This window comes from Pseudomonas sp. microsymbiont 2 (genome assembly GCF_054788395.1).
On record NZ_CM139112.1, the window covers coordinates 3,789,393 to 3,812,417 of the forward strand.

The 23,025-nt window shown below is 64.0% G+C and carries 21 protein-coding genes; 11 read left to right on the forward strand and 10 right to left on the reverse strand.

Annotated features, from left to right (window positions below):
* Positions 1-11 precede the first annotated feature (11 nt).
* Positions 12-1,442, forward strand: a complete 1,431-nt coding sequence (locus ACYUME_RS16975) for a right-handed parallel beta-helix repeat-containing protein (protein WP_460415904.1) — start codon at positions 12-14, stop codon at positions 1,440-1,442.
* A 150-nt stretch (positions 1,443-1,592) separates the two neighbouring features.
* Here ACYUME_RS16975 and ACYUME_RS16980 read toward each other — a convergent pair whose 3' ends face one another.
* The gene (locus ACYUME_RS16980; protein WP_279886360.1) at positions 1,593-2,024 is read right to left on the reverse strand and encodes a GNAT family N-acetyltransferase; all 432 of its coding nucleotides are present in this window, start codon (positions 2,022-2,024) and stop codon (positions 1,593-1,595) included.
* On the reverse strand, positions 2,014-2,400 hold the full coding sequence (locus tag ACYUME_RS16985; RefSeq protein WP_460415906.1) for a DUF488 domain-containing protein: 387 nt from the start codon (positions 2,398-2,400) through the stop codon (positions 2,014-2,016). Before ACYUME_RS16985 ends, ACYUME_RS16980 begins: the two co-directional genes overlap by 11 nt.
* Positions 2,401-2,528: 128 nt before the next feature.
* On the opposite strand from ACYUME_RS16985, the gene ACYUME_RS16990 reads away from it, so the two are divergent.
* Entirely contained in the window at positions 2,529-4,145 is a 1,617-nt protein-coding gene (locus ACYUME_RS16990) for an inorganic phosphate transporter (RefSeq protein WP_460415908.1), read from the forward strand.
* 158 nt (positions 4,146-4,303) lie between these two features.
* On the opposite strand, the gene ACYUME_RS16995 is transcribed toward ACYUME_RS16990, so the two are convergent.
* From ACYUME_RS16995 to ACYUME_RS17020, 6 genes are all read right to left on the reverse strand, one after another.
* Positions 4,304-4,999: a glutathione S-transferase N-terminal domain-containing protein gene (locus tag ACYUME_RS16995; protein ID WP_460415910.1), complete on the reverse strand. Its 696-nt coding sequence runs from the start codon at positions 4,997-4,999 to the stop codon at positions 4,304-4,306.
* 31 nt (positions 5,000-5,030) lie between these two features.
* Positions 5,031-5,546 carry a GNAT family N-acetyltransferase gene (locus tag ACYUME_RS17000; protein ID WP_460415912.1) on the reverse strand — a complete coding sequence of 172 codons (516 nt, stop codon included), beginning with the start codon at positions 5,544-5,546 and terminating at the stop codon, positions 5,031-5,033.
* A gap of 104 nt (positions 5,547-5,650) precedes the next feature.
* Positions 5,651-6,424 (reverse strand): OmpA family protein, encoded by a 774-nt coding sequence (locus ACYUME_RS17005; RefSeq protein WP_460415914.1) that lies wholly within the window; start codon positions 6,422-6,424, stop codon positions 5,651-5,653.
* A 10-nt stretch (positions 6,425-6,434) separates the two neighbouring features.
* Complete coding sequence (locus tag ACYUME_RS17010) at positions 6,435-6,830, reverse strand: DUF4398 domain-containing protein (RefSeq protein ID WP_279886373.1); 396 nt, start codon at positions 6,828-6,830, stop codon at positions 6,435-6,437.
* Positions 6,831-7,092: 262 nt separating this feature from the next.
* Complete coding sequence (locus ACYUME_RS17015; protein ID WP_460415916.1) at positions 7,093-7,581, reverse strand: PaaI family thioesterase; 489 nt, start codon at positions 7,579-7,581, stop codon at positions 7,093-7,095.
* A gap of 236 nt (positions 7,582-7,817) precedes the next feature.
* Positions 7,818-9,203: an amino acid permease gene (locus ACYUME_RS17020; RefSeq protein ID WP_460415918.1), complete on the reverse strand. Its 1,386-nt coding sequence runs from the start codon at positions 9,201-9,203 to the stop codon at positions 7,818-7,820.
* Positions 9,204-9,989: 786 nt separating this feature from the next.
* Between ACYUME_RS17020 and ACYUME_RS17025 the strand changes: the two genes are divergently transcribed.
* Positions 9,990-11,234, forward strand: coding sequence for a 2-aminoadipate transaminase (locus ACYUME_RS17025; protein ID WP_460415920.1), 1,245 nt, complete (start codon positions 9,990-9,992; stop codon positions 11,232-11,234).
* Between the two features lie 3 nt (positions 11,235-11,237).
* Here ACYUME_RS17025 and ACYUME_RS17030 read toward each other — a convergent pair whose 3' ends face one another.
* Positions 11,238-11,540, reverse strand: coding sequence for a hypothetical protein (locus ACYUME_RS17030; RefSeq protein ID WP_062359438.1), 303 nt, complete (start codon positions 11,538-11,540; stop codon positions 11,238-11,240).
* 232 nt (positions 11,541-11,772) lie between these two features.
* On the opposite strand from ACYUME_RS17030, the gene ACYUME_RS17035 reads away from it, so the two are divergent.
* On the forward strand, positions 11,773-12,201 hold the full coding sequence (locus tag ACYUME_RS17035) for a hypothetical protein (RefSeq protein ID WP_279888645.1): 429 nt from the start codon (positions 11,773-11,775) through the stop codon (positions 12,199-12,201).
* Positions 12,202-12,269: 68 nt separating this feature from the next.
* A complete protein-coding gene (gene fusA / locus ACYUME_RS17040; RefSeq protein ID WP_460415923.1) occupies positions 12,270-14,381 on the forward strand; it encodes an elongation factor G in 2,112 nt (703 codons plus the stop codon).
* 111 nt (positions 14,382-14,492) lie between these two features.
* Here fusA and ACYUME_RS17045 read toward each other — a convergent pair whose 3' ends face one another.
* Positions 14,493-15,935 carry a SulP family inorganic anion transporter gene (locus ACYUME_RS17045; RefSeq protein WP_460415925.1) on the reverse strand — a complete coding sequence of 481 codons (1,443 nt, stop codon included), beginning with the start codon at positions 15,933-15,935 and terminating at the stop codon, positions 14,493-14,495.
* Positions 15,936-16,194: 259 nt separating this feature from the next.
* On the opposite strand from ACYUME_RS17045, the gene ACYUME_RS17050 reads away from it, so the two are divergent.
* The 6 genes from ACYUME_RS17050 (at position 16,195) to nuoC (ending at position 23,023) form a co-directional block, all read left to right on the forward strand.
* Positions 16,195-16,929 carry a secretin N-terminal domain-containing protein gene (locus tag ACYUME_RS17050; protein WP_460415926.1) on the forward strand — a complete coding sequence of 245 codons (735 nt, stop codon included), beginning with the start codon at positions 16,195-16,197 and terminating at the stop codon, positions 16,927-16,929.
* 494 nt (positions 16,930-17,423) lie between these two features.
* Positions 17,424-18,749, forward strand: a complete 1,326-nt coding sequence (gene aceA, locus ACYUME_RS17055) for an isocitrate lyase (protein WP_050706488.1) — start codon at positions 17,424-17,426, stop codon at positions 18,747-18,749.
* A 268-nt stretch (positions 18,750-19,017) separates the two neighbouring features.
* Positions 19,018-19,680: a lysoplasmalogenase gene (locus tag ACYUME_RS17060; RefSeq protein WP_460415929.1), complete on the forward strand. Its 663-nt coding sequence runs from the start codon at positions 19,018-19,020 to the stop codon at positions 19,678-19,680.
* Positions 19,681-20,061: 381 nt separating this feature from the next.
* Positions 20,062-20,475, forward strand: coding sequence for an NADH-quinone oxidoreductase subunit A (locus ACYUME_RS17065; RefSeq protein ID WP_279808381.1), 414 nt, complete (start codon positions 20,062-20,064; stop codon positions 20,473-20,475).
* Between the two features lie 9 nt (positions 20,476-20,484).
* Positions 20,485-21,162, forward strand: coding sequence for a NuoB/complex I 20 kDa subunit family protein (locus ACYUME_RS17070; protein WP_008096180.1), 678 nt, complete (start codon positions 20,485-20,487; stop codon positions 21,160-21,162).
* Positions 21,163-21,241: 79 nt separating this feature from the next.
* On the forward strand, positions 21,242-23,023 hold the full coding sequence (nuoC, locus tag ACYUME_RS17075; RefSeq protein ID WP_460415932.1) for an NADH-quinone oxidoreductase subunit C/D: 1,782 nt from the start codon (positions 21,242-21,244) through the stop codon (positions 23,021-23,023).
* Positions 23,024-23,025 lie beyond the last annotated feature (2 nt).

Genomic DNA, 23,025 nt, shown 5'->3' on the forward strand with positions numbered 1-23,025 from the left:
AGGACGCTACCATGGCACCGTTCAGCCGCTTCTCCTCCTGCCTGGCCGCACTGTTGCTGGCGGGCACCGCCCAGGCCACCCCCGCAGTGGATACCCTGCCCCTGGCACAACACCAGCAGCAGCTGACCCAGTTGCGCCAGCAAGCACGCCAGGCCGTGTCCTTCGAGCAGGCCCGCCGCCCGCCACCGCCAGGTCGCGCCAGCGTCAGCCTGCAAACGATGTTCTCGTCCCAGGCCGGCAGCTGGCCGTTCGAACCCTTCGTCAACAACGGTCTGTTCCGCGCCATCGCCGGTTACCAGGCGCATCACCCCCAGGCCGTGGTGCTGCGCGGTGGCAGCATCACCCTGGCGCAACTGCATGACACCCTGCGCGATCCACGTATCCTCAAGCGCTACAAGGACGGCTACCTGCTCAGCTATCCGCTGATGATCGGCCCGGATGCCGGTCTCGTGCTCGAAGGCACCAGCCTCTATCTGTACAGCTTCTCCGGCACGGCGCTGATCAACCAGGGCTGGCTGGGGCTGAACCAGTCATCGCTGCAGAGCATGGCCGGCGACAAGGCCGGCAATACCGACCGTGCCTGGCGTCCATTCGTGGTGGCCTGGGCCGGCAGCCATACCCAGGTGATCGGTTCGACGCTCATGCGCCTGGGCTACAACGCCAATCTGTCCCGCGGCCTGAGCACCGCGCTCAGCACCCAGCAAGCCGCCGCCACACGCCCGGCCAGCGTCGTGATCGAAGCCAGTCGATTCAGCGAGCTGTCCAGCGCGGTGGAGCTGCAGCACAGCCAGGCGACCATCATTGGCAGTCAATTCGAGCGCTCGCAGCAGTACGCCATCGACGTGCGCGACAGTCAGTTACACGTGCAAGGCAATCAGCTGCGTGGCATCGACAACAACAGCGGTGTGCGCCTGCGTGGCCAGACCCGCGCCCTGATCGAAGACAATCTGATCCTTGGCGCGGCCAAGGCCGCCATCGAGATCAGCGACCAGCGCGGTGCCGTGCTGCTGGCCGGCAACCGAATCGGCGACAGCCGTGGCAATGGCATCCAGTTGCGCAACCTGATGCCCACCTTAGCGGCGCCGCTGCTGATCGACGACAACCTGCTGGCCAGCAGCCAGGGCAGCGCGGTGGATGCCAGCGAGGTCACGGCGCTGACCCTGGTGGGTAACCGTATCGGCAATACCCCGGAATACGCCGTCAGCCTGCGCAACGCCACGCCGCAGCCGGGGCCGCTGGTGATCAGCGGCAATCGCCTGGGTCAGGTGGGCAAGGCGGTGGTGCGGGTCGAGGGCATGCGGGAAGTCGCGCTGGGCGGCAATACCTTCGATGGCAAGGCGCTGCTGCAGAACCTGCTGATCGGCGACCTGCTGACGTTGCAGGGGCCGCTGCTGGAGGCGATGCTGGTTCAGGGGCAGATGGTCAGGGTACGCCAGGACTGAAATACACGGCTCCTGTAGGAGCGGCCTTGCCGAGGCGTCGGACCGGTCGGAAAGGGGCGCGGAGCGGCCCCAGAATTTCAGCGTTAAAGCAAAGATCGCCGGGGCCGCGTTGCGGCCCTTTCGCGACACAAGGCCGCTCAGGGGCTCGCGTCAGGGCACCAGACGCTGCATGCGCACGAAGCACTCGTCCATGCCGACCTCGGCGAATCCTCGGCGTTGGTAGAGGCGCCGCGCCGGATTGCTGCTGAACACCATCAGCCGCAGCAACGGCAATCCGCGCTGCGCCGTCCACTCGGCCAACTGCTCCAGCACCCAGCCCCCGACGCCCCGTCCGCGGTGCTCGGGTAGCAGGTGCAGCTCGCGGATGTACAGCGCCTGGCGATCCTGGCTGAGGCTGCAGAAGCCCAGCACCTGGCCATCCTCGACCACCAGCCACTGCTCGCGCCAACCCCAGGCTTCGTCGAAGGCCTCTTCGATCCACAGCAGGTCGAATTCACGGTAGTACGCCAGCATGGCGCGACGGGTGAGGTCGCGGGCGAAGGTCAGGTGCTGCTCGGTGGCGGGGATCAGCTCAAGGGGCATAGCAGACCGGCGAGCTTCCCGGACCACGCCGGTCCAGCTCGTCCTCCAGCCAGCGGGCCAGTACCTGGGCATTGTTGTGCTCAGTGTCCTTGCCGGCATACAGCAAGGTCAGATCGCCCTTGCTGGCCAGGTCCAGCAAGGGATACCAGTGCTCGGGATGCGCCGCCAGCTCCCGCTGGTAACGCTGGGTGAAACCGGCGAAATCCACTTCACCGGCATGAAACGCCTTGCGCAGCGCGTCGGAGGGCGCGACCTCGCGCAGCCACTGGCCGTGCAGGTCCTCCTTGCGCTTGTTGCGCGGCCACAGGCGATCGACCAGCACACGCTGGCCATCCCCGGCGCCAGCGGCTTCGTAGACACGTTTGCAGCGAATCATCAGGCACTCCTGCGACATCGTTCCCCAACAAGCCTAGGGCCTTCATTGACCGAGGTCACGCCCTGGTAACGAATTGTTTCTATGCTGAAGGCCCTCGGCACCAACGCCCAACGCCAACCGGAGCCCTCATGGCAACCCCGTCCCTGGCCAGACAGACCGACCTGCCCCTGCGCAACCCGCGCCCTCACCTTGCGCACAAACCCGGACGCGCCACGCTCACCCTGTTCTTCGGCCTGTTGCTGGCCGGCCTTGCCTACACCTTCTGGAGCCTCAAGCAGGACGTCAGCGCCAGTGGCACCGTGGTCACCACCCTCACGCCGTTCCTGCTGCTGGGCCTGGCGCTGCTGATCGCCCTGGGCTTCGAGTTCGTCAACGGCTTCCACGACACGGCCAATGCCGTGGCCACGGTGATCTACACCCATTCGCTGCCGGCATCGGTAGCGGTGGTGTGGTCGGGGCTGTGCAACTTTCTCGGCGTGCTGCTCTCCAGCGGCGCGGTGGCCTTCGGCATCATCGCCCTGCTGCCGGTGGAGCTGATCCTGCAGGTCGGCTCGTCGGCCGGCTTCGCCATGGTCTTCGCCCTGCTGCTGGCGGCGATCATCTGGAACCTCGGCACCTGGTGGCTGGGGTTGCCGGCGTCGTCCTCGCACACCTTGATCGGCTCGATCATCGGCGTGGGCGTGGCCAATGCGCTGATGCACGGACGCGACGGCACCAGCGGAGTGGACTGGGCCCAGGCGAGCAAGGTTGGCTACGCTCTGCTGTTCTCGCCGCTGATCGGCTTCGCCTGCGCCGCCCTGCTGCTGCTGGCCCTGCGCACGCTGGTCAAGCACCGCGAGCTGTACCAGGCACCGGCGGGGCAAACACCGCCGCCCTGGTGGATTCGCGCAGTGCTGATCCTCACCTGCACCGGGGTGTCGTTCGCCCACGGCTCCAACGATGGCCAGAAAGGCATGGGCCTGATCATGCTGATCCTGGTCGGTACCCTGCCGATGGCCTATGCGCTGAACAAGACCATGCCCAGCGAGCAGGCCCTGCAGTTTTCCGCGGTCGCCGAGGTGACCCGCCAGGCGCTGGAGCGCTCGGCGCCGGCCACACCGCCCACCGACCCACGCCAGGTGCTGACCCGGTTCATCACCGAGCCCAAGGCCATGCCTGAACTCGTCCCGGCACTGGCCGCGCTGAGCGGCATGATCGGCGAGGAGGTCAAGGGCTACGGCTCGCTCAACCGCGTGCCGGCAGAGGCCATGGCCAACGTGCGCAACGACATGTACCTGACCAGCGAAGCCATCCGCCTGATCGACAAGCATCGGCTGGCCGACTTCGACGCCGACACCGCGAGCCATGTGCAGTTGTTCAAGCGCCAGCTGGACGACGCTACCCGCTACATCCCACTCTGGGTCAAGGTGGCGGTGGCCATCGCCCTCGGCCTGGGCACCATGGTCGGCTGGCGGCGTATCGTGGTGACGGTGGGCGAGAAGATCGGCAAGACCCACCTGAGCTATGCCCAGGGCGCGTCGGCGGAGGTGGTGGCGATGTGCACCATCGGCGCGGCGGACCTGTTCGGCTTGCCGGTCTCGACCACCCATGTGCTGAGCTCGGGCGTGGCCGGGACCATGGTGGCCAATGGCTCGGGGATTCAACGCAAGACGCTGGTCAACCTGCTGATGGCCTGGGTGCTGACCTTGCCAGCGGCGATGTTGCTGGCCGGATGCCTGTACTGGCTGCTGAACCAGGCTCTCTGATTGTCGCTGAACCTGCAGGAGATCACCCAGCCCCATGGGCTGTCGCGCAGGAAACAAAGCAGCAAGCATTACCAGCGTGGGAGCGGGCTTGCCCCGCGATAGCGATACTGAGCTTTCCGACGCTATCGCGGGGCCAGCCCGCTCCCACGGGTTCTCTGTCAGGCCGGGATCTTCAAGCCGCGCTGGACCGCCGGGCGCTCGAGGAACTGCGCAAGGACTCGCTGCACTTCCTTGAACTCATCGAACCCCACCAACTCGCGCGCGTTATAGCGCTCCACCAGGTTGCGCACCCAGGGGAAGATGGCGATATCGGCGATGCTGTAGTCGTCGACCATCCACTGCCGCCCCTGCAGATGGCGGTCGAGCACGCCCAGCAGGCGCTTGGACTCATTGACATAGCGATCCCGCGGACGCTTGTCCTCGTAGTCCTTGCCGGCGAAGAAATGGAAGAACCCCACCTGGCCGAACATCGGCCCGATGCCGCCCATCTGGAACATCAGCCACTGCAGCGTCTGATAGCGCTGGGCCGGATCCTGGCTCAGCAGTTGGCCACTCTTCTCGGCCAGGTACTGCAGGATCGCTCCCGACTCGAACAGCCCCAGCGCTCGGCCACCCGGGCCATTGGGGTCGAGGATCGCCGGGATCTTGTTGTTGGCGCTGAGCGAAATGAACGCGGGACTCAGCTGGTCCTCGGTATCGAAACTGACCTTGTGCACCTCGTACGGCAAGCCGATCTCTTCGAGCATGATCGAGACCTTGACGCCGTTGGGCGTGGCCAGCGAATAGAGTTGCAGGCGCTCGGGATGCTGCGCCGGCCATTTGCGGGTGATGGGGAACGCGGAAAGATCGCTCATGGGCATGCCCTGAAAGGTTGGGTTGTTCAATTTAAAGGCCTGAAGGCGACCTGACCATCACCCAGTCCCGGTGGCGTTCGTCACCGCAGGGAAAGATCGCCTCCCCCACCTTGGCAAAGCCATTGCGCGTATAGAAGCGAATGGCCCTGGCATTGAGTTCGTTGACGGTCAGCCGGACCAGGCCATGGGCGTGGGCCAGGGTCGCATCGAGCAGCTGCTGCGCCGCGCCCTGGCCGTGGGCGCAGGGCAGTACATAGCAACGGGAGATTTCCACCATGTGATCGGCAGCGGCGATGCCCAGTACGCCAGGCGCCAGGTCGAGCATGCTGTAGCCCAGCACCTGGCCGGATTGCTCGACGATCAGCAGGCGCTTGTGCGGATGACGCAGGTGCGCCCGGAAGTGCTCGGGCTGGAGATGGCAGGCGATATAGTGCCGCTGGGCGCTGGCAGCGCTGTCGGGTGGGCTGGCCAGCGCGAAGGTAGCCTGGCCGACGAGGCTCAGGGCCGCGCAGTCTTCATCGCAGGCCGGACGGATCTGGTAGGGCATGGCAACATCCTGTCGGGTAGCCGGATCACGCCCGACAATGCCAGCCCTGGCGCAGTGCTGCAAATGAAAAGGCGACCCGCCTTGCAGCGGATCGCCTGCCAGGCTCAGTGGCGCGCCGTTACCGGTCGCGCGTCATGGGAGACGACCACCTCCACCCGGCGATTGAGCTGGCGCGAATAGGCATCGGCATTGCTCGCCACCGGGTACGCCTTGCCATAGCCTGCGCTGACGATACGTGCCGGCGCGACCCCTTGCCGGTACAAGGCATTGGCCACTGCCGCGGCGCGCTGTTCGGACAGGCGCTGGTTCAACGCCTCGCCACCGGTGGCGTCGGTGAAGCCTTCGATGCGCACCTTGCGCTCCGGGTTGTCCAGCAGGAACTGGGCAAGCCGCTGGATATCGCCATGACTGCCAGCCCGCAGTTCGGCCCGCCCGGTGTCGAACAGCACATCACCGAAGGTCACCACGGTGCCCCGCTCCGATTGCTGCCCCTTGAGCGCTTTCAACGCATTGAGCTGAGCCGTGCGCACATCGAGCTGGGCCTGCGTGCGGCGCGCCTCGATGCCACGCATGCCGACCTCGGCCTGACGCAGCACGATGGTCTGCTCGGCAACCTCGATGCTACGGTTGGCCAGGTAGGCCAGTTGCCCCACCTCGGGCGCCTTGCGGTTGCCCAGCGAGGCCTGCTCGGCCTTCTCCAGCGCGGCCTGCGCCTGGCGGGTTTCCAGGGCCGCCAGGCGATGGGACTGCGGTTTGCCCTGCAAGGCCGCGTAAGCCCCCCTGGCTTCCAGCAACTGTGGGTTTTCCGGCGTGGCGGCGCATCCGACAAGCGTCAGGGCAAGGCCGGACAGAGCAGGCAGCAGATAGCGTTTGGACATGTTCGGTTCCTTACTGGGCAGGTTGGGTCGCAATGGCATCAGGCGCGCCAAGCATTTCGTGCCTGAGCACTTCGATGCCTTTTTCCGCGCTGTCGAGCTGATCCAGGGTCCGGTTGGCGCGCGCTTTGATCTCGGCGAGACGGGCATCGGCCTCGGCCTCCCGCGCCAGCAGACGAGCCTGCTCGTACTGTTTCTCGCCCAGCGCACGGTCCATGGCGCTCAGCTTGTCCTGGGCGTCGCGCATCTCTACGGGCGCGTACTGGGTGGCATCGGCCGTGACCGCGCGGTTGACGGCATTACGGGTGAGTTCGATCTGTTCGGTCGGTACCACCACACTGGCGCAACCGCCCAGCATCACGAACAGGCCTGCAAGCGGCAACGTCTTGCGGTTGAAAAGAACGGGCATGGAAAAGCTCCTTCGGTGCGCGCGGCAAACGGCGGCCGCCACAGGCATCGGCACCATCGTGCGGGAAATGTCTGAAATGCTCGTCGCAAACCGGAAGCACCGGCAGCGCAGAGTCCTGCCAGGGCTTCGGAGATTGAGCCTCTGGCAGACAGACTGTTGGAAAAGCGGCCTCAGGCTATTCCCAGCGACGAAGCGGACATATAGGACTTTTCACAACCGGCCCGTCAGTTTTTTCAACAGAGGACCGGGCTCGAGGGTGGCGCTAGCCCTGCTGATGGGCCTGACGCTTGAGCTTCTCGGTATCGACCCGCACGAACACCGAGTCGCCGGTGACGGTCAACACATCCCCGGCCCAGACCTCGCAGACCACTCGGCACTTGCGCCCGACTTCGCCCTCGACACGTGCCTTGAGCAGCAACTCGACGCCCATCGGCGTGGGCTTGAGGTAAGTCAGGCCAAGCTGGCCGGTCACGCAGTCGATACGCGGCAGGCTACCTGGCTCGCGGCCTTCTGCGCGGTAGTGGTAGGCCATGGCCGTCCAGTTGCAATGACAGTCGACCAGCATCGCCAGCAGGCCGCCATAGACCAGGCCGGGCCAGCCGATGAAGGTCTCGTCGGGGGAATGACGGCACAGCAGATGGATACCGTCGGCGTCCCAATGGCTTTGCAGATGCAGGCCGCTGGGGTGGGAGCAACCGCAGCCATAGCAGGTGCCTTCGGGTGCGGCGAGTTGTTGCAGGGAGGCGGTCATGGGCGTCCTTGGCTTGTTGGAGTTAGTTAGGCAACGCAGACCAGATGGTAACGCCCCGCCCCACCTCTGTGGGAGCGGGTTTATCGGGGCGCCGAACCGCCGCGAACACCGGCAAAGCCGGTGCCAAGCTCCGCGTCGCCTGCTTCGCGGGCAAGCCCGCTCCCACAGGAGTTGCGCAAGGCTTGGGATCAATGCGGTCCCTGTGGGAGCGGCGCCCCGACAAGCCAGCTCCCACGTCAGGCCGCCTGCAGCGTCGAAGCCCGCTTGCGGCGCTGGGTCAGCGAGACCAGCAGGATGAACAGGGTCACGCCCGCGGTCATCAACGTTTCGTAACGGTAGGCATCGCTGAACAGCATGTAGCCCAAGACCATGACGATGGTGCCGATCACCAGCCAGGTCAGCCAGGGGAACAGCCACATCTTCAGTTCCGGCGTGCGCCCTTCACGCTCGACGCGGGCGCGCATGCGCAGTTGCGACACGGCGATCACCAGGTACACCAGCAAGGCGATGGCACCGGTGGTGGACAGCAGGAAACCGAACACCTTGCCGGGGAACACATAATTGACGAAGCAACCGGCAAAGCCAGCCAGGGTCGAGAGAATCACCGCCACGGTCGGCACGCCCGCCCCGGAGATGCGCTTGGTCATGCGCAGCGCCTGGCCCCGGGCACCCAGCGAGTAGAGCATGCGCGAGGCGGTGTACAGCCCGGAGTTCATGCAACTGGTGACCGCCACCAGCACCACCAGGTCGACCAGCAGCTTGGCGCCAGGCACGTTGAGCACTTCCAGCACGCGCTGGAATGAGCCGACCGCCTTGAGCCCGGGGTCGTTCCAGGCCACCAGCGACACCACCAGGAAGATCGACGCCAGGTAGAAGATGGCGATGCGGTAGACCACCAGGTTGGTGGCCCGGCGGATCTTGTCTTTCGGGTTGGCGGTCTCGTCGGCGGCAATGGTGACGATCTCGGCGCCGAAGAACGAGAAGATGGTGATCAGCACGCCACCGAGCACGGTGCCGAAGCCGTTGGGCATGAAGCCGCCGTTGTCCCACAGCCGACTGACGCCAGAAACCTGCGCCAGCGGCCAGAAGCCGAACACCGCCAGGCTGCAGACCACGATGAAGGCGATGATGGCCAGTACCTTGACCAGGGCGAACCAGTATTCGAACGCCCCGAAGTTCTTCACGCTGACCAGGTTGGTGCCCGACAGCACGATCATGATCAGGAAGGCGAACAGCCACGACGGCACGTCCGGGAAGTAGGCGTGGAGGATATCCGCGCCGGCAATGGCCTCGACCGGAATGATCAGCACCCAGAACCACCAATACAGCCAGCCGATGGTGAAGCCCGCCCAGGGGCCGATGGCCTCGCTGGCGTAGGTGGAGAACGAGCCGCTGTTGGGGTTGGCGATGGCCATTTCGCCGAGCATGCGCATCACCAGCAGCACCAGCAGGCCGGTCATGGCGTAGGAGATGAGAATGGCCGGGCCGGCGGTGGCAATGGCGTTGGACGAGCCGATGAACAGGCCGGCGCCGATGATGCCGGCGATGGAGATCATCGATACCTGGCGTGAAGTCAGGCCGTGCTGCAAGGACCGCTGTTTGTTGTTGTCTGGCGATGCCATGGAGAACCCTCGAGTGGGTCGGCCGCGACGAAGACGGCTGAAAGTTGGAGCAGCATTCGCGAATTCGGAGTTGCTCGTTGTTGTTGTAAACACCGGCGATCGAACTTTTCCTCTCTTTCGAACAGCGCGTTGTCAGCGTTGATCAGGGCCAGTATCGATCTATGAGGCGGGGTCGACAAACGACCTTTTCGAAACATGTCATTCCTCATTGGAATCAACTACTTCCATTTTTTGCCGGATGGCACCTCGTCCTGTCGAAACGACTGATGCCCTCTGCCACCTGCATCGGGGTGGGTGTTCTGCATGGAAATTGACCGAGTGAGGGCCTCGAGGTGTCCGCCGTCAGAGGTGTTTCGCCTATCAGATCGAGCGCCGCCCGCGCGGCGCATCGCGACGCAAGGCCGCTCCTACATCTGTTTCGGGCCAGTCTCTCCTGTGCCATTACCTGGTCCGCCTTGTTGGTACGACGCGGTATCAAGGTGGGCACTGCTGGCGCCTCGCCTGACTTGAGGCATGCACCAAGGCGGGCAACCATGGCCTGACAGGTTCGGCACGTTGCAACAAATGTAGGAGCGGCCTTGCGTCGCGATGCGCCGCGCGGGCGGCGCTCGATCTGATAGGCGCAACACCTCTGTCGGCGGACACCTTGAAAGGAATGCCCCTCACTTGCCTACGAAAAACCAACTTCAAGAATTAAAGGAATAATTGCAATCCAATAATTCGTTTGCGGACGCTATCGACGGCACGCTTGGATATGGCTCGAACCGAACAACAGGCCGCGTGCAGATGAATCAGGAAAGTATCAGCCAGTCCATCGCCATCGTTCACCCGATCACACTTTCCCATGGCCGTAACGCCGAAGTCTGGGACACCACTGGCAAGCGTTACATCGACTTCGTCGGCGGTATCGGCGTGCTCAACCTGGGCCATTGCAACCCGGCGGTGGTCGAGGCCATCCAGCAGCAGGCCGAGCGCCTGACCCACTATGCCTTCAACGCCGCGCCCCACGGTCCGTACCTGGAATTGATGGAGCGCCTGCGCCAGTTCGTCCCGCTCAGCTACCCCTTGACGGGCATGCTCACCAACAGTGGCGCGGAGGCCGCGGAAAACGCCCTCAAGGTCGCCCGCGCCGCCACCGGCAAGCGCGCCATCGTCGCCTTCGACGGCGGCTTCCACGGCCGCACCCTGGCCACCCTCAACCTCAATGGCAAGGTCGCCCCGTACAAGCAGCGCGTGGGCGAGCTGCCCGGCCCGGTCTACCACCTGCCCTACCCCAGCGCGGACACTGGGGTGAGCTGCGAACAGGCGCTGCAGGCCATGGACCGCTTGTTCAGCGTCGAACTGGCTGTGGAGGACGTGGCGGCGTTCATCTTCGAGCCGGTGCAAGGTGAAGGCGGCTTTCTCGCCCTCGACCCAACCTTTGCCCAGGCATTGCGGCGATTCTGCGACGAACGCGGAATCCTGATCATCATCGACGAAATCCAGTCCGGCTTCGGGCGCACCGGGCAGCGCTTCGCGTTCCCACGGCTGGCGATCGAGCCGGACCTGCTGTTGCTGGCCAAGAGCATTGCCGGGGGCATGCCATTGGGGGCGGTGGTTGGTCGCCGGGAAATCATGGACGCGCTGCCCAAGGGCGGCCTGGGCGGCACCTACTCCGGCAATCCGATCGCCTGCGCAGCGGCCCTGGCCAGCCTGGCGCAGATGACGGACGAAAACATCGCCAACTGGGGGGAGCGTCAAGAGCAGGCCATCGTCCGTCGCGCGCAGCGCTGGACAGCCTTGTACCCGTTCATCGGTCGCCTGACCGGTGTGGGTGCCATGCGCGGTATCGAGTTCGTCAGCGCCGACGGCAGCCCAGCACCAGCGCTGCTGACCAGGGTGCTGGAAGCGGCGCGGGCCAAAGGCCTGTTGCTCATGCCTAGCGGCAAGGCACGGCACATCATCCGCCTGCTGGCACCGCTGACCATCGAGACCGAGGTGCTCGAAGAAGGGCTGGATATCCTCGAGCAGTGCCTGGCGGAACTGGGCTGAGGCTTACAGGCCCAGCTCTTCGGGGGTGGGCATGTCACATTCGAAGGCAATCCAGCCGCCTTCGAGTTCGGCGTGACCGTTGACGATCGGGCCGTAGTAGCTGAGGCCGTTCTCCAAGGTGACGCAGATGTGCGTGGCGCCTTTCTCCGGCGCCCCGAGCGTACCGACGAAATGCACTTTCTTCAGCACCTCAGTCACCGCCTCAAGGCCCACGCGCATGTTGGTGTTCTCCGAGGCCTCGGTATCGCCCCCACGGTCTTCGGCGCTGATGGTCACGGTGGCGGTGTAGGGGTACTTGGTGCTCAAGCGGGGTTACCTCGGTTTTGAAGGGTTGGATTGCTGGCGCGTAAGAGTACGGCAGGCGGCCCGTGTTGTCTCTATTGGCCTCTTCGCGGGTAAACCCGCTCCCACAGGGATTTTCACATTGCCTGTGGGAGCGGGTTTACCCGCGAAGAGGCCAGGCCTGCAAAAGGTGATCTGAAGGGCCCGATCTGTTAGGGTGCCCGCCGATGCACGCCACACCACGCGAGGATACCGAGTGAGCGCCGAACAACCCCTGATCGCCGACCTGTTCGAGGTCGACAAACGCCTGACCCTCAAGCCCGTCGTGGACTTCAACAGCTACCTGCGCAACGCCTTCGGCGAGGGCCCCTGCCGCTGCCACCGCTGCGCCGAGGGCAATGGCGCAGAGGACGGTTACGAGCACCGCCACAGTTTCGAACTGGAAGGCCGTACCCTGCACCGGTGCTTCGCCAATACCGCAGGCAGCGACGTGCTGCTGGTGCTGAAGAAAGCCTGGCTGTCCTATACCAAGGCCGAGCTGGTCACCGTCGGCGCACTGGACATGACCACCCTCAAGTCGTTCACCGAGTCCGCCCTGCATGAACGCCTGCTGGCCTTGCTGCCGGCCAGCGGCCTGGCCCGTGAAAGCGACGGCCAATGGCAGTTGCAGGTGCTCGCCGACTGACGGTCGCCCCGGCAGGATTCTCCCGCTCTGCTACCTTGGGAGAATCCTCGCCCACAGGTGACCCGACCATGGCCCGCACGACCCCCATCGAGCTGTACCGCAACATCGGTATCGTTGCCCACGTGGATGCCGGCAAGACCACCACCACCGAGCGGATCCTGTTCTATACCGGGGTCAACCACAAGATGGGCGAGGTCCACGACGGCGCCGCGACCATGGACTGGATGGCCCAGGAACAGGAACGCGGCATCACCATCACCTCGGCGGCCACCACGGCCTTCTGGCAGGGCTCGACCCAGCAGTTCCCCCACAAGTACCGCTTCAACATCATCGACACCCCCGGCCACGTCGACTTCACCATCGAGGTGGAGCGCTCGCTGCGCGTGCTCGATGGCGCGGTGGTGGTGTTCAGCGGCGCCGACGGCGTCGAGCCGCAGTCCGAGACCGTGTGGCGCCAGGCCAACAAGTACCATGTGCCGCGCCTGGCCTATATCAACAAGATGGACCGCCAGGGCGCCGACTTCCTGCGGGTGGTGAAGCAGATCGACCAACGCCTGGGGCACCATCCGGTGCCGATCCAGCTGGCCATCGGCAGCGAGGAGAACTTCATCGGCCAGATCGACCTGGTGAAGATGAAGGCCATCTACTGGAACGAGGCCGACCAGGGCACCAGCTACCGCGAGGAAGAGATCCCGACCGAACTGCAGGATCTGGCCGACGAATGGCGGGCCCATATGATCGAGGCGGCGGCGGATGCCAGCGAAGAGCTGACCCTGAAATTCCTCGAGGGCGAGGAGTTCACCACCGAGGAAATCAAGGCCGCCCTGCGCCAGCGCACCATCGCCAACGAGATCGTGCCGACCATCCTCGGCTCGTCGTTCAAGAACAAGGGCGTGCCGCTGATGCTCGACGCGGTGATCGACTACCTGCCCGCCCCCAGCGAGATCCCGGCGATCAAGGGCACCGACCCTGACGACGAGGAAAAACACCTGGAACGCCACGCCGACGACAAGGAACCGTTCTCGGCCCTGGCCTTCAAGATCGCCACCGACCCGTTCGTCGGCACCCTGACCTTCGCCCGGGTGTACTCCGGCGTGCTCAGCTCCGGCAATGCCGTGCTCAATTCGGTCAAGGGCAAGAAGGAGCGCATCGGCCGCATGGTGCAGATGCACGCCAACCAGCGCGCCGAGATCAAGGATGTGTGCGCCGGCGACATCGCCGCGCTGATCGGCATGAAAGACGTGACCACCGGTGACACCCTGTGCGACATGGACAAGCCGATCATCCTCGAGCGCATGGATTTCCCCGACCCGGTGATCTCGGTGGCGGTGGAGCCCAGGACCAAGGGCGACCAGGAGAAGATGGGCATCGCCCTGGGCAAGCTGGCGCAGGAAGACCCGTCGTTCCGGGTCAAGACCGACGAGGAGACCGGCCAGACCATCATCTCCGGCATGGGCGAGCTGCACCTGGACATCATCGTCGACCGCATGCGCCGCGAGTTCAACGTCGAGGCCAATATCGGCAAGCCGCAGGTGGCTTACCGCGAGAAGATCCGCAACACCTGCGAAATCGAAGGGCGCTTCGTGCGCCAGTCCGGCGGTCGTGGCCAGTACGGGCATTGCTGGATCCGCTTCGCCCCGGGCGATGAAGGCAAGGAAGGCCTGGAGTTCGTCAACGAAATCGTCGGCGGCGTGGTGCCACGGGAGTACATCCCGGCCATCCAGAAAGGCATCGAAGAGCAGATGAAGAACGGCGTGCTCGCCGGCTATCCGCTGATCAACCTGAAGGCGGCGGTGTACGACGGCTCGTACCACGATGTCGACTCCAACGAGATGGCCTACAAGATCGCCGCGTCGATGGCCACCAAGCAGTTGTCGCAAAAAGGTGGCGCGGTGCTGCTGGAGCCAGTGATGAAGGTCGAGGTGGTCACGCCCGAGGAGTACCAGGGCGATATCCTCGGCGACCTGAGCCGACGCCGGGGAATGATCCAGGATGGCGACGAGACCCCGGCCGGCAAGGTGATCCGCGCCGAGGTACCACTGGGCGAGATGTTCGGCTACGCCACCTCGATGCGTTCGATGACCCAGGGCCGGGCCAGCTTCTCGATGGAGTTCACTCGCTATGCAGAGGCACCGGCGAGCATCGCCGATGCCATCGTGAAGAAGAATCGCGGGGAGTAAGCCTTTTGCCTGTACCGGCCTCTTCGCGGGCAAGCCCGCTCCCACAGGGGTATGCGATCCCTGTGGGAGCGGGCTTGCCCGCGAAGAGGCCGGTACGGGCCACAACGATACTCAATGTTGCTCGCCAGCCCGCTTGAGCAGCTTCTTGCAGCGCTCCGACAGGTGCACCACCCGCAACTGCTTGCCCGCCTTGGCATAGCGCTCGCGCAAGGTCTTCAGCGCCGCCACCGCCGAATAATCGACAAAACTCAGGTGCTGGCAATCCAGGGTGACCCTGGCCGGATCATTGGCCGGATCGAACTGGTTCAGGAACGGCGTGGTCGAGGCGAAGAACAGCGTGCCATGCACCTGGTAATGCTTGCCCCCGTCCCCATCCTCATGATTGTCGGCATACAGCTCCCGCGCATGCTGCCAGGCGAAGTTGACCGCAGCGATGACGATGCCGAACAGCACCGCCGTGGCCAGGTCGGTGAACACCGTGACCACGGTCACCGCGATAATCGCCAGCACGTCACTCACCGGCACCTTGTGCAGCACCCGCAGGGAGGCCCAGGCGAAGGTCTGCTGGGCCACCACGAACATCACCCCCACCAGCGCGGCCAGCGGAATGCGCTCGATCAGCGGCGACAGGAACAGCACGAACAGCAGGATCATCACCCCGGCCACCACGCCCGACAGGCGCCCACGGCCATTGGAGCTGAGGTTGATCACGGTCTGGCCGATCATCGCGCAGCCGCCCATGCCGCCGCACAGGCCCGAGACCATGTTGGCCGCGCCCAGGGCCACGCACTCGCGGTCCGGGTAGCCACGGCTCTCGGTGATCTCGTCGGTGAGGTTGAGGGTCAGCAGGGTTTCCAGCAAACCGACCATGGCCATCAGCAGCGCATAGGGGGCGATGATCTTCAGGGTTTCGAGGTTCCACGGCACGTCGGGCAACGCCAGGCCAGGCAGGCCACCCGCGATATGGGCCATGTCGCCCAAGGTGCGGGTCGGCAGGCCGAGCAAGTAGACCAGCAGGCCAACGCCGAGGATCGCCACCAATGCCGGCGGCACTGCGCGGGTGAGTTTGGGCAATACGTAGACCACCAGCATGGTCAGCGCGACCAGGCCGATCATCAGGTACAGCGGCGTGCCAGTGAGCCAGTGCTCACCCTCCTTGAAGTGCTCCAGCTGCGCCAGGGCGATGACGATCGCCAGGCCGTTGACGAAGCCGAGCATCACCGGGTAAGGCACCAACCGCACCAGCTTGCCCAGGCGCAGCGCGCCGAACAGGATCATCACCACCCCGCCCAGCAGCACCGTGGCCAGCAGGTATTGCGCGCCGTGCTGCACCACCAGGGCGACGATCACCACCGCCATGGAGCCGGCGGCGCCGGAGATCATCCCCGGACGGCCGCCAAATAGCGCGGTCAGGGTGCAGATGATGAAGGCACCGTACAGGCCCATCAGCGGATTGAGGTGCGCCACCAGGGCGAAAGCGATGCACTCGGGCACCAGGGCGAAGGAAGTGGTAAGACCGGCGAGCAGGTCGGCGCGTAGGCGAGCGGGTTTCATGAAGGTCCTGTAAACAGCCCTGGCAATGGCGTGGGAGCGGGCTTGCCCCGCGATGGGGTCAAAGGGCAGAAGGTGCTGCCTGATCTGACGCTATCGCGGGGCAAGCCCGCTCCCACGTCGAGCCACGGGAATCGAGTCTGAAATCAAGGGCGCGATGTTACGGAATTTGTCTGACAGCAGCCATCACGCTGTGATCCATACCCGGCAAGATGCTGACAAATTTGCCATCATGAACACTCCACCTGCGGAGATCATGGACATGCCGCTACGCCCCCTGCTCGCCTCCCTGCTGCTGGCCGCCAGCTTCGCCGCCCAGGCCGCCACCGAGGTCATCCCCCTGCAACACCGCGCCAGCGCCGAACTGCTGCCCGCCGCCCAGTCGTTCCTCGGCAAGGACGGCAGCGTCAGCACCTTCGAGGACAAGCTGATCGTCAACGCCAGCCAGGAACGCATCGACGACCTGCGCGCCCTGCTGCAACAGCTCGACACCGCGCCCAAGCGACTGATGATCAGCGTGGACAACAACGACAGCAACTTCCAGGACAACCGCGGCAACGCCCGCGTCATTCGCTACGGCACCGCCAACCGCGAAGGCGGCCTGCAACAGGTGCAGGCCAGCGAAGGCCAGCCGGCGCTGATCCAGGTCGGTCAGAGCATCCCGGTCACCAGCACCGCCACCGACGGTTACGGACGCATCCAGAGCAACACCGAGTACCGCAATGTCACCCAAGGTTTCTATGTCACGCCACGCCTGAGCGGCGATACGGTTCGCCTGCAAATAAGCACGAACAACGACCGAATGAGCCAGGAACGTGCCGATGTAGTGAAAGTCCAGAGCACCGACACGACCGTCACCGGCAAGCTCGGCGAGTGGATCACCCTGGCCGGCTTCAACCAGCAGAGTCAGTCCGAGCGCAGCGCGTCAAGCCTCAGCTACAGCACCCAGCGCGGGGAAAACATGACATTGCGTGTCAAAGTCGACCTTCTGGACTGAAACCAGGCAAATCAAGGCCTCGACCGAAGGCCTTGAAACTGACTGCCAAGTCGCATTAGACCAAAGATGTAGTAAGCATAAAAAAGCACTACAAAACATTTGACAGGCTCTTTTCGCCAAGGGCATGATGGCCTCGCTCCCGCTAATCAGAGGCCCTGGCAAGGGTCTTCGAGGTGCGCTCCTCCCACCGTGGAGGCACCTCGTGTCCATACGGCCCACAAGGCGGTTCGACGGGATTGCGACTGCAACGAAGAAGTTGTCCCGAGGGACGGAAGCGCATCACCGCAGTTCTGGCAATCGCGTCGCACCGCAGCAAGGCAACCACGAGCCGACCTGCAGGGCACACCTTCGCCTGGCCTGCACAACCCTTCCCCTTCGAGCCTCCTGCGTTCGCCGCCGCACTCCCCCGGACAGCACAGCCGCCTGGCTTCTGATCTGCGTATCCGAGCATCAGCACAATTACACTCAAGATCGATGCGACGAGGTTTATTTCCATGGCACTGACACGCGAACAGCAAATTGCAGCCCTCGAGAAAGACTGGGCCGAAAACCCGCGCTGGAAAGGCGTGACCCGTACCTACACCGCCGCTGATGTCGTTCGCCTGCGTGGCTCGCTGCAGCCAGAGCACACCTTTGCTCGCCAAGGCGCAGAAAAACTGTGGAAGCTGGTCACCGAAGGTGCCCACCCGTCCTTCCGCCCAGAAAAAGATTTCGTCAACTGCATGGGCGCCCTGACCGGCGGCCAGGCAGTGCAGCAGGTAAAGGCTGGCATCCAGGCCATCTACCTGTCCGGCTGGCAGGTTGCCGCCGACAACAACTCGGCCGAGTCGATGTACCCCGACCAGTCGCTGTACCCGGTCGACTCGGTACCGACCGTGGTCAAGCGCATCAACAACGCCTTCCGCCGCGCCGACCAGATCCAGTGGAAAGCCGGCAAGAACCCGGGCGACGACGGCTACATCGACTACTTCGCGCCGATCGTGGCTGACGCCGAAGCCGGTTTCGGCGGCGTGCTGAACGCCTACGAGCTGATGAAGAACATGATTGAAGCGGGCGCCGCCGGCGTGCACTTCGAAGACCAGCTGGCCTCGGTGAAGAAATGCGGCCACATGGGCGGCAAGGTCCTGGTACCGACCCAGGAAGCCGTGCAGAAGCTGGTTGCAGCGCGCCTGGCCGCTGACGTCTCGGGCGTGCCAACCATCATCCTGGCCCGTACCGACGCCAACGCCGCCGACCTGCTGACCAGCGACTGCGACCCGTACGACCAGCCGTTCGTGATCGGCGAGCGTACCCGTGAAGGCTTCTACAAGGTGCGCGCCGGCCTCGACCAGGCCATTGCCCGTGGCCTGGCCTACGCCCCGTACGCCGACCTGATCTGGTGCGAAACCGCCAAGCCGGACCTGGAAGAAGCCCGCCGCTTCGCCGAGGCGATCAAGAAGGAATACCCGGACCAGATCCTGTCGTACAACTGCTCGCCTTCGTTCAACTGGAAGAAGAACCTGGACGACGCCACCATCGCCAAGTTCCAGCGCGAGCTGTCGGCCATGGGCTACAAGCACCAGTTCATCACCCTGGCCGGCATCCACAACATGTGGCACGGCATGTTCAACCTGGCGCACGACTACGCCCGCAACGACATGACCGCCTACGTCAAGCTGCAGGAGCAGGAATTCGCCGACGCCAGCAAAGGCTACACCTTCGTCGCGCACCAGCAGGAAGTCGGTACCGGCTACTTCGACGACATGACCACCGTGATCCAGGGTGGCGCCTCGTCGGTGACCGCACTGACCGGCTCGACCGAGGAAGAGCAGTTCCACTGAGTGCAGTGAGCTGTTGAGCAAGGCCCGGGATTCGCGAGGATCCCGGGCCTTGTTCATTATTTTCAGGCCAAGCGCCATCCCCTGTAGGAGCGGCCTTGTGTCGCGAAAGGGCCGCGCAGCGGCCCCGGCGATATTTGCTTTAACGCTGAAATCCTGGGGCCGCTGCGCGCCCCTTTCGCGACACAAGGCCGCTCCTACAGGGACCGCATTACCAGCAAAAACCAGGATCAGGTCTAAGCTTGTGGCTACCCCATAGCAAGGACTGCCCATGCCCCGCCCTGGCCACCTGCTCATCGTCGCCGTCGCAGCCGCCGCCTTCTATCTATATGCGCTGGCCAGCGACAACGCCCTGCTTGGCCTACTGGTCAAACCCATTCCGGTGCTCGCCCTGATTGCCTGGCTGAGCACCACCCCCGCCACACCCTATCGCCGCTGGATCATCCTCGGCCTGGCCTTCTCGGTGCTCGGCGACATTCTCCTGGCGATCCCCCGCGACCTGTTCGTGTTCGGCCTTGGGGCGTTTCTCTGCGCGCACCTGGCCTACCTGCGCGGCTATTGCCGCCTCACGCGGCGCCCGGCCTACCCGGCGCTGGCCTGGGCCGTGCTGATTGGCGGCTCACTGTTCGGCGTGCTCGCCAGTCATGGCCTGGGCCCACTGCTGATTCCGGTAGCTCTGTACGCCCTGACCATCGGCGCCATGCTCTGGCGCGCCCTGGCCTGCGGTGGCCTGGCCGCGCTGGGCGCCTGCGCCTTCGTGTTCTCCGACAGCCTGATCGGTATCGACCGCTTCGTCAGCCCATTCGCCGCCGCCGAGTACCTGATCATCCTCTTCTACTGGCTCGGCCAGTGGCTGATCGCCGCGTCGGTCAGCCGCAGCGCAAACGACAAAGTATTGATCCAGAGCGGCACGCGCAGCGCTGAAAGCTGCTAGAACGAGAGTTTTTCGCATTTGCAAGAGGGGCCGCTTGGCAGATGAACTTTGCAAGGCCCAGAACAGCTAAAACAATGCAGCCCAGGTTAAATGATATTAATTATCATTACGCAACTAGCCAGCCGTTACGCGGGGTAAGAAACATAATTAACAAATCCGCACGCAATGCCCGAAACTCAAGGCTTTCAGCCAGTTACGAAAGATCTTTGTACTTAATCCTACGAATAAATTTGCAACGGAAATTTTACTTGCACTGGGTTTACCCATAAAATCAGCGCGATTGATTCAGCTGCGACATTTGGTCACTGCGTCTGCGACACCACGTCGCCGCTCTACTTATTTCAGACTGCAGAGCTGGGTCTCTGTATAAGGATTTCAAGCATGTCCGATTCGGCAGGACTCATCGCCCACAACTGGGGCTTTGCCATCTTCCTCCTGGGTGTCGTCGGCCTGTGTGCCTTCATGCTCGGCCTGTCCAGCCTGCTCGGTAGCAAGGCCTGGGGTCGCGCCAAGAACGAACCCTTCGAATCCGGCATGCTGCCCGTCGGCAGCGCCCGCCTGCGCCTGTCCGCCAAATTCTATCTGGTCGCGATGCTGTTCGTGATCTTCGATATCGAAGCCCTCTTCCTGTTTGCATGGTCTGTGTCCGTCCGCGAAAGCGGCTGGACCGGATTCGTCGAAGCTCTCATTTTCATAGCAATTCTGTTGGCAGGTCTTGTCTACCTATGGCGCGTCGGGGCGCTCGATTGGGCTCCCGAAGGTCGCCGCAAGCGGCAAGCGAAGCTGAAACAATGAGGCTTTGGCATGCAATACAATCTCACCAGAATCGATCCGGACGCACCCAACGAGCAGTATCCGGTCGGTGAGCGGGAAACCGTCACCGATCAACTGCTGGAGGACCAGGTCCACAAGAACATCTACATGGGGAAACTCGAAGATGTGCTGCGTGGCGCGGTCAACTGGGGTCGCAAGAACTCCCTCTGGCCGTACAACTTCGGCCTGTCCTGCTGCTACGTGGAAATGACCACGGCCTTCACGGCACCCCACGACATCGCCCGCTTCGGCGCCGAAGTCATCCGGGCCTCGCCGCGCCAGGCCGACTTCATGGTCATCGCCGGTACCTGCTTCGTCAAAATGGCGCCGATCATCCAGCGCCTGTACGAGCAGATGCTCGAGCCCAAGTGGGTCATCTCCATGGGTTCGTGCGCCAACTCCGGCGGCATGTACGACATCTACTCGGTCGTTCAGGGGGTCGACAAGTTCCTCCCCGTGGACGTCTATGTGCCTGGCTGCCCGCCGCGCCCCGAGGCATTCCTGCAAGGCTTGATGCTGCTGCAGGAGTCGATCGGCCAAGAACGACGCCCGCTTTCCTGGGTGGTTGGTGATCAAGGCATCTACCGTGCCGAGATGCCCGCCCAGAAGGACCTGCGTCGTGAACAGCGCATTGCGGTAACCAACCTGCGCAGCCCCGACGAAGTCTGATCCAGCGACCTGCCGCCCGCTCCCGAAGGAGCCGGCGGCCTGGCTTCATTCTTAACGCTGACCCAAAGCGACCGAGACCATGACAGCGGACAACGCTATTTATATTCCGCCCTACAAGGCTGACGACCAGGATGTGGTCGTCGAACTGCACAACCGTTTTGGCGCCGACGCATTCGTCGCCCAGGAAACCCGCACCGGCATGCCGGTACTGTGGGTAAAACGCGCCCAGCTCAAGGAAGTGCTCAGCTTCCTGCGCGGCGTCGCCAAACCGTACAGCATGCTGTACGACCTGCACGGCGTCGACGAGCGCCTGCGCACCCAGCGCCGTGGCCTGCCGGCCGCCGATTTCAGCGTGTTCTACCACCTGCTGTCGGTCGAGCGTAACAGTGACGTGATGATCAAGGTGTCGCTCAGCGAAGGCGACCTGAACCTGCCGACCGTGACCGGTATCTGGCCGAACGCCAACTGGTACGAGCGTGAAGTCTGGGACATGTTCGGCATCGACTTTGCCGGCCACCCGCACCTGAGCCGCATCATGATGCCGCCCACTTGGGAAGGTCACCCGCTGCGCAAGGACTACCCGGCCCGCGCCACCGAGTTCGACCCCTACAGCCTGACCCTGGCCAAGCAGCAGCTTGAGGAGGAGTCGGCGCGCTTCAACCCGGAAGCCTGGGGCATGAAGCGTCAGGGCGCCAACGAGGACTACATGTTCCTCAACCTCGGCCCCAACCACCCTTCGGCCCACGGTGCGTTCCGTATCGTGCTGCAGCTGGACGGTGAAGAGATCGTCGACTGCGTCCCGGACATCGGCTACCACCACCGTGGCGCCGAGAAGATGGCCGAGCGCCAGTCCTGGCACAGCTTCATCCCCTACACCGACCGCATCGACTACCTCGGCGGGGTGATGAACAACCTGCCGTACGTGCTCGCCGTCGAGAAGCTGGCCGGCATCCAGGTGCCGCAGAAGGTCGACGTGATTCGCATCATGCTCGCCGAGTTCTTCCGCATCACCAGCCACCTGCTGTTCCTGGGTACCTACATCCAGGACGTCGGCGCCATGACCCCGGTGTTCTTCACCTTCACCGACCGCCAGCGCGCCTACACCGTGATCGAGGCGATCACCGGTTTCCGCCTGCACCCGGCCTGGTACCGCATCGGTGGCGTCGCCCACGACCTGCCGCGCGGCTGGGACAAGCTGGTCAAGGACTTCGTCGAATGGCTGCCCAAGCGCCTCGACGAGTACACCAAGGCCGCCCTGCAGAACAGCATCCTCAAGGGCCGTACCATCGGCGTCGCCGCCTACAACACCAAGGAAGCCCTGGAGTGGGGCACCACCGGTGCCGGCCTGCGCGCCACCGGTTGCGACTTCGACCTGCGTAAAGCGCGCCCCTACTCCGGCTACGAGAACTTCGAATTCGAAGTACCGCTGGCCCACAACGGCGATGCCTACGATCGCTGCATGGTCCGCGTCGAGGAGATGCGCCAGAGTATCCGCATCATCGACCAGTGCCTGCGCAACATGCCGGAAGGCCCGTACAAGGCGGATCACCCGCTGACCACGCCGCCGCCGAAAGAGCGCACCCTGCAGCACATCGAGACCCTGATCACCCACTTCCTGCAAGTCTCGTGGGGCCCGGTCATGCCGGCCAACGAGTCGTTCCAGATGATCGAGGCGACCAAGGGCATCAACAGTTACTACCTGACGAGCGATGGCGGCACCATGAGCTACCGCACCCGGATCCGTACCCCGAGCTACCCGCACCTGCAGCAGATCCCTTCGGTGATCAAAGGCAGCATGGTCGCGGACCTCATCGCGTACCTGGGCAGTATCGACTTCGTTATGGCTGACGTGGACCGCTAAGC

Excerpts from the sequence above, each read along its gene's own strand:
- ACYUME_RS16975 (WP_460415904.1), top strand. The coding sequence starts at position 12 with ATGGCACCGTTCAGCCGCTTCTCCTCCTGCCTGGCCGCACTGTTGCTG.
- ACYUME_RS16980 (WP_279886360.1), bottom strand. The coding sequence starts at position 2,024 with ATGCCCCTTGAGCTGATCCCCGCCACCGAGCAGCACCTGACCTTCGCC.
- ACYUME_RS16985 (WP_460415906.1), bottom strand. The coding sequence starts at position 2,400 with ATGATTCGCTGCAAACGTGTCTACGAAGCCGCTGGCGCCGGGGATGGC.
- ACYUME_RS16990 (WP_460415908.1), top strand. The coding sequence starts at position 2,529 with ATGGCAACCCCGTCCCTGGCCAGACAGACCGACCTGCCCCTGCGCAAC.
- ACYUME_RS16995 (WP_460415910.1), bottom strand. The coding sequence starts at position 4,999 with ATGAGCGATCTTTCCGCGTTCCCCATCACCCGCAAATGGCCGGCGCAG.
- ACYUME_RS17000 (WP_460415912.1), bottom strand. The coding sequence starts at position 5,546 with ATGCCCTACCAGATCCGTCCGGCCTGCGATGAAGACTGCGCGGCCCTG.
- ACYUME_RS17005 (WP_460415914.1), bottom strand. The coding sequence starts at position 6,424 with ATGTCCAAACGCTATCTGCTGCCTGCTCTGTCCGGCCTTGCCCTGACG.
- ACYUME_RS17010 (WP_279886373.1), bottom strand. The coding sequence starts at position 6,830 with ATGCCCGTTCTTTTCAACCGCAAGACGTTGCCGCTTGCAGGCCTGTTC.
- ACYUME_RS17015 (WP_460415916.1), bottom strand. The coding sequence starts at position 7,581 with ATGACCGCCTCCCTGCAACAACTCGCCGCACCCGAAGGCACCTGCTAT.
- ACYUME_RS17020 (WP_460415918.1), bottom strand. The coding sequence starts at position 9,203 with ATGGCATCGCCAGACAACAACAAACAGCGGTCCTTGCAGCACGGCCTG.
- ACYUME_RS17025 (WP_460415920.1), top strand. The coding sequence starts at position 9,990 with ATGAATCAGGAAAGTATCAGCCAGTCCATCGCCATCGTTCACCCGATC.
- fusA (WP_460415923.1), top strand. The coding sequence starts at position 12,270 with ATGGCCCGCACGACCCCCATCGAGCTGTACCGCAACATCGGTATCGTT.
- ACYUME_RS17045 (WP_460415925.1), bottom strand. The coding sequence starts at position 15,935 with ATGAAACCCGCTCGCCTACGCGCCGACCTGCTCGCCGGTCTTACCACT.
- ACYUME_RS17050 (WP_460415926.1), top strand. The coding sequence starts at position 16,195 with ATGCCGCTACGCCCCCTGCTCGCCTCCCTGCTGCTGGCCGCCAGCTTC.
- aceA (WP_050706488.1), top strand. The coding sequence starts at position 17,424 with ATGGCACTGACACGCGAACAGCAAATTGCAGCCCTCGAGAAAGACTGG.
- ACYUME_RS17060 (WP_460415929.1), top strand. The coding sequence starts at position 19,018 with ATGCCCCGCCCTGGCCACCTGCTCATCGTCGCCGTCGCAGCCGCCGCC.
- ACYUME_RS17065 (WP_279808381.1), top strand. The coding sequence starts at position 20,062 with ATGTCCGATTCGGCAGGACTCATCGCCCACAACTGGGGCTTTGCCATC.
- ACYUME_RS17070 (WP_008096180.1), top strand. The coding sequence starts at position 20,485 with ATGCAATACAATCTCACCAGAATCGATCCGGACGCACCCAACGAGCAG.
- nuoC (WP_460415932.1), top strand. The coding sequence starts at position 21,242 with ATGACAGCGGACAACGCTATTTATATTCCGCCCTACAAGGCTGACGAC.